The following is a 6,943-nucleotide window of genomic DNA, read 5'->3' on the forward strand; positions in this document are numbered from 1 at the left end:
CTTTCAACCCAGGATACACTGGATTTTTATATGTCACTCAATCCTTCCCTACTTTGGCTCCTGGCAGGATCAATGCTTTGTCTGGTGGAGCTATTCGTGCCGACGGCGTTTGTGGCGTTTACCATGGGAATTAGCGCTTTAGTCGTGGCGCTGGTGGCGTTAATTATTCCCCTGTTTCCGGTACAAGTGGTGCTCTGGTTGGCGCTATCCACGGCGCTGGTTATCGCATCTCGTCGCATTCTCCCAGCCGCCAAGGTAGCTAAACGTCTCGATGCTGTGGAAGCTCGAACCCTGACCGAAATTCCCCCTGGAGAAACGGGACGCATCCTCTATGAAGGCAATTCTTGGCAAGCGCGTTGTGATGATGAAATGGCGGCGATCGCACCTAATCAAAACGTTTATGTTGTCCGTCGTCAAGGGAACACACTCATTGTGGTTCCCCAGACTCTCTTACACTAAATTTTTCGTTTGAAAAACTCTGGCTACTCTTGACCGGTGGCATATTATCAAAATTCTAGGAGGTAATACCATGAATCCATTCGCTTGGCTCATTATTTTGGTGCTTGGCGGTTCCGGAATTGCTAGCTCCATTAAGATTGTCAATCAAGGGAATGAAGCTTTGGTTGAGCGATTGGGGAAATACAGTGGCAAAAAGCTGGAACCTGGCTTGAATATTATGGTTCCGGTTCTGGATCGCGTCGTATTTAAGGAAACGATTCGGGAAAAAGTGCTTGACATTCCTCCCCAAAAATGCATCACTTGCGATAATGTTTCGATCAGCGTGGACGCTGTGGTCTATTGGCGGATCATGGATATGGAAAAAGCTTACTACAAGGTAGAAGATCTGCAAGCAGCAATGGTGAATTTAGTGCTGACCCAGATTCGTTCAGAAATGGGCAAACTGGAACTGGATCAAACCTTTACGGCGCGTTCGGAAGTGAATGAAACCTTGCTGCGGGAATTGGATATTGCTACTGATCCTTGGGGCGTGAAAGTGACAAGGGTGGAATTGCGGGATATTGTGCCATCCAAGGCGGTACAAGACTCGATGGAGTTGCAGATGTCCGCCGAACGGCGCAAACGGGCGGCAATTCTCACGTCAGAAGGGGAACGGGAATCGGCTGTGAATAGTGCCAGAGGAAATGCGGAAGCCCAGGTGCTAGATGCTGAAGCGCGACAAAAGGCGGCGATTTTAGACGCAGAGGCGCAACAAAAGGCGATTGTCCTCAAAGCCCAAGCGGAACGCCAGCAGTCCGTTCTCAAGGCGCAAGCCACCTCAGAGGCGCTGCAAATTGTGGCGAAGACACTCAAGAGTGATCCCGTTGCCCGTGATGCTCTACAGTTCTTACTGGCTCAGAATTATCTGGATATGGGTAAAGAGATTGGCAGTAGCGATAGTAGTAAGGTGATGTTTATGGACCCCCGTGCGATTCCGGCTACGATTGAAGGGATTCGCTCCATGGTTGGCGATCGCGAATCGTTGGATTCGGAACCGTTCAATTTTGAGTCGCACAATAACCGTTAAGTAGGGGCGGCTGAATCAGTATTGTGGTGAGGGTAGGTTTTAGGTATTAGGGATTGGGTTTTGGGTGAGCTTGGCTCACTTTTTTTTGCCTATTTTTCCGGGGTGCGTATTGGCAGCCATGTTGCCCGAAGCGTTATTTGATTAGCAGGGCTTATCGCCCCGAATAAAGGTAACCTATAAGTCTAATTAAACTGAGTGATTACTTCTGATACTATCTGAATCAGTTAATAGAAGGTTAATTATGAATTTGGTAAAGCGAAGTATCGCCGAGTTGATCGGCACATTTTGGCTTGTTTTTGGAGGATGTGGTAGCGCTGTTCTTGCCGCGGCATTTCCTTATGGTGAAGGGAGCAATCCTTTAGGTATTGGCTTGGTGGGTGTTTCCCTCGCCTTTGGTTTGACGGTGTTAACCATGGCTTACGCCGTAGGTCCGATTTCCGGGGGACATTTTAACCCGGCTGTATCCTTTGGTCTTTGGGCAGCAAAACGTTTTCCAGGGGGTGAATTACTCCCCTATATTGCCGCACAAGTCGTGGGTGCGATCGCAGCTTCTACGGTTCTGTTTATTATTGCCAGTGGGCGAGTCGGTTTTGAAATGACGGGATCGAACCCCTTTGCTACTAATGGTTTTGGGGTTCATTCTCCGGGCGGCTATTCCCTCTTTGCCTGTTTGATCACCGAGGTGTTGCTGACGTTCATGTTTTTGATGGTTATCTTAGGAGCAACAGATCGGCGGGCGCCTCAAGGTTTTGCTCCCATTGCTATAGGTTTAGCCTTGACATTAATTCACCTAATTAGTATCCCTGTAACCAATACGTCGGTCAATCCCGCCCGGAGTACCGGACCCGCTATTTTTGCAGGTGTTGAGCTTTTTCAACAAGTTTGGTTATTCTGGGTTGCCCCGATTTTGGGTGCGTTAGTCGCTGGCTTTTTCTACCTCAATTTTTTTGATGACTCAACCTCAACCAAGACTCCAGAAGATGATGCCCTAGTGAGTGAAAAGCTAGCATAAAGCCTGATCAGAATACATTATGAACGAACAAGACTTGGAGCGGTTGCAGGACTCATTAATGAGCTGATTGATGATGGAGCATTTTTTATGTGTCATCGTTGTTGGGTGGGCTATGCCCACCTTTTTTAACCGTTTCACATCTGGAGGCAATGATTGATGACGATAAGCTATTCTCAAGTTCTATCCGGACTTTTGGGAGTCTGTGTTGGTGATGCGTTGGGTGTACCTGTGGAATTTACCACCAGGGAGGAACGCTTACGCGATCCTGTCACCTCTATGCAGGGTTATGGTACCTATAATCAGCCCCCAGGAACTTGGTCAGATGACAGTTCTCTTACCTTCTGTTTAGCCGAAAGCCTCTGTCAGGGATTTTCCCTCGACGCGATCGCACAATCTTTTTGTCTTTGGCATGATCAAGCCTATTGGACGCCTCATGGAACGGTTTTTGATATTGGGATGACGACAGCTACAGCCATTCGTCGCCTGCGTTGGGATCAGGTTTCCCCTTTGGAATCGGGCGGTAGGGATGAAATGAGTAATGGCAATGGGTCACTGATGCGAATTTTGCCCATGGCTTTCTACTATAAAGCCCTCGAATTTCCGGAATTGATTAAAAGAGTCCATCAGGTTTCTAGCATTACTCATGCCCATCTTCGTTCTCAGATGTCATGTGGTATTTATATCAGTATAGCGATTCGATTACTAGAAGGTGATGATCCAGCTACCGCTTATTTTAAAGGAATTAAAAGGATTCACCAGAGCTACAATCAACCCCCCTATACCTCAGAACTCGATAAATTTGCCAGAGTATTAGAAGGAGAAATCGCCCAGTTTCCCATGGAGGCGATTCAATCGGGAAGCTATGTCATTCATACCCTAGAAGCCGCATTGTGGTGTTTTTTAACCAGTACATCATATCCCCAATCTGTGTTAAAAGCGGTTAATTTAGGTGGCGATACAGATACCACAGCGGCAATTACAGGCGGATTAGCCGGACTGTATTACGGTATCGAACAAATTCCCCAAGAATGGCGTGAGAAAATTGCCCGGAAAGACGATATTTTTGACCTCGCCAAGCGTTTAGCTTCAGCGATAGCTTCGGAAAACTCAACACATGACAAATAACCAATGACAGGTAGAAGGGTAGAATGAGGCAAAAGTTATATCCTATTGTAGGGGCGGGTTTAGCCGTTTAATTGATGGGTATACCGATAACTTATCAACAAAACCCGCCCTCTTGTCGTTTAGATTTGAGACGAATAACCAATAACTAATGACGAATAACCAATGACGACTTTATGATAAAGATATAAATTCGGGCAGTTTTTGTATGGAGCGATCGCATCAGCCTGGGGATATCATTGCCCAACGGTATCGTATCCTAGCTATCCTGGGGCAGGGAGGAACGGGGACAACCTACGAGGCGCAAGATCAAAAAAACAATCAACGGGTGGCGATCAAGGAAATGTCCTTGCGCCGGATTAAGGACTGGAAAGATTTGGATCTGTTTGAACGGGAAGCCCAAGTGCTATCTTACCTCGATCATCCAGCTATCCCCAATTACCTGGACTACTTTGAGGTGGATACCCCCCAAACCCGTTTATTCTATATTGTGCAGGAATTAGCCCCAGGGCGATCGCTGTTTGATTGGGTTCAAAGCGGTGGGCATACCCAAGAAGATGAAATCAAAGATATTGCCATCCAAATCCTAGAAACCCTCATTTATCTTCACCACATTTCGCCTCCAATCATTCATCGCGATATCAAACCCCAAAATATTATCCGCCGAGAGGATGGACAGGTGTTTCTTGTCGATTTTGGCTCAGTACGCCATGCCTATTGGAATCGCCGTAACCAGGGGATGACTGTGGTTGGAACCTTTGGTTACATGGCACCGGAACAAGATCGAGGACAAGCCTATCCCGCCTCTGATTTATATGGTTTAGCTGCTACCTTACTATTTCTACTCACTCACCGTTCCCCCGCCGATTTACCCCAGAAACGGTTAAAACTTAACTTTCGTTCTCGTGTGAATGTGTCGCCAGAATTTGCCGACTGGCTGGACAAAATGTTAGAACCCGTGGTGGAGGATCGATTCCTCTCCGCTCGGGCAGCATTAAATGCTTTGCAAAATCCCAAAACCCTGATCCAGCCTATAGTAGAACATCGCCGTCGTCCAGCAGGAAGTCAGATTACATTGACCGCCACAAACGAACAGTTAGAGATCACCATTCCGCCGGCTGGGTTTAGGGGAACGGGTGGGTATTTGAATCCTGTGGCATGGAGTTTGCTCTTAATTCCAACCACATTACTAGCCTTTTTGGCAATTGCTATCCCAAATAGCATTGAAGGGCTGCTCCTTGTCCTCAGTCCTTGGCTCTTTATTGGGGCATACATCAGTCTTATCTTTATACTACATGAACTATCGGTGTTAAATATTCTGTTGCGTGCAGCTAGCCATATTCAACTCAAGATTAACCCAAAAAACTTTCAGTTACAGTGGAGGCTACTGGGGTTCAAAAAAACGATTCAGGGACGAACCGCAGATATTAACTGGATCGAAATTATTACCCAGTATACCGAAAAAAGGAAGTTAACCAAAACATCCGAACGGTATAAAATACCTGTACGAAAATGCCGACTTTTCACCCAAATGTCCCATCAACAGATTGAATTTGCCCAGTTCATCTCCCAACGGGAACGGGAGTGGGTGGTTGAGGAAGTAACCGCCTTTCTGAAACACCTGCATCAGCGTTATCCTCACCTGAAACCGGAGGATGATTATGAACAGACATAATCCAGGAGATTGTATCGCTCAACGCTATCAGATTATTCAGATTCTGGGTAGTGGGGGAACGGGTACAACCCATGCCGCGCAAGACCAAAAAACGGGTCAAAAGGTGGCACTCAAAGCGTTGTCTTTAGTAGGTATGACAGACTGGAAAGTCTTGGAACTCTTTGAACGTGAAGCCAAAGTTCTCTCCCGTTTAAATCATCCGGCAATTCCCAAGTATTTGGATTATTTTCAGGTCGAAACGCCCCAGAATAACTGGTTCTATCTTGTCCAAGAATTAGCGCCTGGAACATCTCTATCCCTATTAGTCAAGCAAGGATGGCAACCGGATGAGGTCAAACTTCGGAAAATTGCCAGACAAATCTTGGAAATTCTCGACTATCTCCATAATTTGACTCCTCCCATTATTCACCGAGATATTAACCCCCAAAATATTATTCTGGATCAAAAAGGAAATGTATTTTTAGTTGATTTTGGGGCAGTACAAAATGTTTATCGGAACACTCTGACTCAAGGAAGTACAGTCGTGGGAACTTATGGATACATGGCACCCGAACAGTTTCGAGGACAAGGGTATATTACGTCTGACTTATACGGTTTAGGAGCAACATTATTATTTTTAGTGACTCATCGTTCTCCAGGCGATTTACCTCAACGCCGCCTAAAGATTGATTTTCGCGCTCAGGTACAATCCGCAGAATTAGCGAACTGGTTAGAGAAAATGCTCGAACCCGTTGCTGAAGACCGATTTGCTTCGGCTCAGGACGCTTTAATTGCCTTACAGGGTGAACTCGCTGATCAAAATTCATTCATTGAGCCGCCTGTATCAATAAGTAATCGTATCTTTTTGGAAAAACACCGTGACTATATCCTTGTAGATATTCCATTCTTATCATGGTATGTGATGGTGGGTTCCCTAATAGTATTTATTGGACTAATTTGTGTTTTGCCTTTTATGATCGCCATCCTACCATTATTAATAGTCATTCGGGACAAGTTTCTCAGTCACATCTACTTGAAAATTGACAAAAAAACGTTCCAGTTGCAGTGGCAATTACTGGGATTAAGTTATTGGCGCAAGGGACGAACGGCAGATATTGACAGACTGGAGATAGACATTCGCTACAATTCAAACGGTCAACCCATTCGGTCTTGTGCTATTGTCGAAGGGGTTCGCACTCATCGTTTCGGTAAATATCTTAAGTTAAGCGAGAAGGAGTGGCTGGTGCAAGAGTTGAATTGTTTTTTGGAACAGTTGCGTTCATGAATCTCGTCATTGGTCATTCATTTGCTTCCCCAGCTTGCCATAGTGTCATGGCACGTCCGTCGAAGGGTGATTGAGCTGAAATTTTTGACTATGTTTTCTTTAAATATCAACATCCGACTTATAAATCTGTCATCAATCTTGCTTTTCTGATCAAGAATTGAATAACCGTTTCTTGCCGAGAAATAATATCAGCCGTTCCCTCCATTTCCAATTGAAAGAATGGTAAACACAACCCAGATTTATAAGATAACTAGCTTCGCCTTGTCGATCACCGATTTGCTGAATGGTTAGATATAGCACTACCGGGATACGTTAGGACATTCCCCTGTTGCCTGTTGCCTGTTG

At 45.6% G+C, this 6,943-nt stretch carries 6 protein-coding genes; all 6 read left to right on the forward strand.

The window, feature by feature from the left end; all coding sequences use genetic code 11:
- Window positions 1-30: 30 nt before the first annotated feature.
- The 6 genes from ACLFWI_RS23725 to ACLFWI_RS23750 all read left to right on the forward strand — a co-directional run bounded on the left by ACLFWI_RS23725 (window position 31) and on the right by ACLFWI_RS23750 (window position 6,598).
- Entirely contained in the window at window positions 31-459 is a 429-nt protein-coding gene (locus tag ACLFWI_RS23725; RefSeq protein ID WP_446414976.1) for an NfeD family protein, read from the forward strand.
- Window positions 460-529: 70 nt separating this feature from the next.
- Window positions 530-1,525, forward strand: a complete 996-nt coding sequence (locus tag ACLFWI_RS23730; protein ID WP_446414971.1) for an SPFH domain-containing protein — start codon at window positions 530-532, stop codon at window positions 1,523-1,525.
- Window positions 1,526-1,766: 241 nt separating this feature from the next.
- Window positions 1,767-2,537 carry an aquaporin Z gene (gene aqpZ / locus ACLFWI_RS23735; RefSeq protein ID WP_446414972.1) on the forward strand — a complete coding sequence of 257 codons (771 nt, stop codon included), beginning with the start codon at window positions 1,767-1,769 and terminating at the stop codon, window positions 2,535-2,537.
- 156 nt (window positions 2,538-2,693) lie between these two features.
- On the forward strand, window positions 2,694-3,662 hold the full coding sequence (locus ACLFWI_RS23740; protein WP_446414973.1) for an ADP-ribosylglycohydrolase family protein: 969 nt from the start codon (window positions 2,694-2,696) through the stop codon (window positions 3,660-3,662).
- A gap of 205 nt (window positions 3,663-3,867) precedes the next feature.
- On the forward strand, window positions 3,868-5,334 hold the full coding sequence (locus ACLFWI_RS23745; RefSeq protein WP_446414974.1) for a serine/threonine protein kinase: 1,467 nt from the start codon (window positions 3,868-3,870) through the stop codon (window positions 5,332-5,334).
- Window positions 5,321-6,598, forward strand: a complete 1,278-nt coding sequence (locus tag ACLFWI_RS23750) for a serine/threonine protein kinase (RefSeq protein WP_446414975.1) — start codon at window positions 5,321-5,323, stop codon at window positions 6,596-6,598. The genes ACLFWI_RS23745 and ACLFWI_RS23750 overlap by 14 nt, the downstream gene beginning before the upstream one ends.
- Window positions 6,599-6,943: the final 345 nt, after the last annotated feature.

The organism is Coleofasciculus sp., assembly GCF_046539235.1.
Taxonomy (GTDB): domain Bacteria; phylum Cyanobacteriota; class Cyanobacteriia; order Cyanobacteriales; family Coleofasciculaceae; genus Coleofasciculus.